The organism is Sharpea azabuensis DSM 18934, assembly GCF_000702165.1.
Taxonomy (GTDB): domain Bacteria; phylum Bacillota_I; class Bacilli_A; order Erysipelotrichales; family Coprobacillaceae; genus Sharpea; species Sharpea azabuensis.
Genome location: NZ_JNKU01000090.1, coordinates 1 through 1,686 on the forward strand (window position 1 = coordinate 1; position 1,686 = coordinate 1,686).

Consider the following 1,686-nt stretch of genomic DNA (forward strand, 5'->3'; position numbering starts at 1 on the left):
TTATCACTTACTTGCGCTATTTTATGATCTTCAATTGACCATTGAGGTTCTTCATCAGTATTAAGCAGTTTTAGTTTCTTTGTTTGACCAGCTTTTAAAGTCATACTACTTTCACTTAGCTTTGGTCTTTCTTTGACCCGAATGTCACAACGATATGTCTGTTTTGATGTCTTGGCACTGACAACAGTTTTTCCACTTTTCTTTGCTTCTATTTCACCTTGCTGATCTACTCTGGCAATCTCACTGTTCTGACTATGCCATGTCACTTCTTTTTCTTCTTTCTTAAGTGCCAGCTTGTAATGATCACCTACATAAAGCTCTATATTTGTCTTATTAAGGCCATTTTGATAACGCTTAGCTCCAAGCAACAATAATAGAACTAAGACAATAATTACAAGAATACCTATTATAAGTCTTTTTGTATGCTTTTTCATCATAATGGCACATCCCTTCAATATCATTGTACGTTATCAACAACATTGAAAGCAATTTCATTCAATAAAACAGAAATATTTGATTATTTCAAATATGATAAAAGACTTGAGTTTTGTCTTAATCTTCAAGCCTTTTATCAAATGGTATGTGATTAATTTGGAAAAACAATTGTTTCAAATCTTAGAAAGAGATGCTGTCTCAAACATTGTTCAATGTCTTTTAGAGATGCATCTTGCGTATGCATGTCATGGAAATACTCTTCCATTAATGTATATGTTAGAGTGAACAATGCCTTTCTGATTTTTTTAGGCTGGCTATAAGCTCTCTTTATATTCATGATGCTTTGATGCAGGAAATAGTCATAAGCACGATCATCATACTTCAAACCAAATACAGGGAATTCTTCTAAACACAACTCTGTTATATAATAACTATCAATGCATTTATTAGATGTTTGTGATTTTGAGGTGATACCTTCAGGATTTATGCGATAGGAATAGATTGTATCTGGAATTGTCTTATATCTAATATCCATTCCGGCAATGATAAAACTTAATGATGTATCTTCAAACCAGTAGCCTTCAGGGAACTGGAAGTTTTGAAATAGTGTTGATTTATAGATCTTTCCCCAAGGATAACCTGAAAGAGCGTTGACTGATATATTATTATGTTGATTATTTTGGATATTAAATTCATACCAGTTGCCTTGTACAATATCTAAATCAAATGTATATGCAGTATTAAGCAGTTTATCAATTGCCTGATCAACTAATAAATCATCTGAATCCAGAAACATTATATAGTTTCCTTTGAGAGCCTTAAGTGCTGTATTTCTTGCCCCTGAAATGCCTTTGTTTGGTTGAGTGATGAGCTCAAATTCAATATTTCCACATTGGTTACAAATAACATCCTCGATTATCTTAGCAGTATTGTCTATTGAACCATCATTTATAATAGTAGCCAACACATTGTACTCTGTTTTTTGAGATTTAACACTTTTAAGACATGCTTCAATATATTTTTCCCCATTATAGACTGGAATAATAATCTGTAAATCATAAGATACCTTCAATTTGTTACTTCCTTTACAGGTACCCTGCGGACATGGACTATACGCCTGTAACAGTTCTCTTGCTTCTTGAGAAGTCATATGATTTCTCATAGGAATTATTGATAGAATTTTAGAGATAATTGTTCTTCTATTCATGTTATATTACCTCATTCATTATCTTATATTCGCTCTTATTTTAA

General features: G+C 32.1%; 2 protein-coding genes. Both read right to left on the reverse strand.

Features of this window, described 5'->3' with window-relative positions; all coding sequences use genetic code 11:
* Positions 1 to 437, reverse strand: a 437-nt coding sequence (locus tag T529_RS0111585; RefSeq protein WP_033163769.1) for an Ig-like domain-containing protein, incomplete at its 3' end; no start/stop codon positions are given.
* Positions 438 to 586: 149 nt separating this feature from the next.
* Entirely contained in the window at positions 587 to 1,507 is a 921-nt protein-coding gene (locus T529_RS0111590) for a glycosyltransferase family 2 protein (RefSeq protein WP_162173008.1), read from the reverse strand.
* Between the last annotated feature and the right edge of the window lie 179 nt (positions 1,508 to 1,686).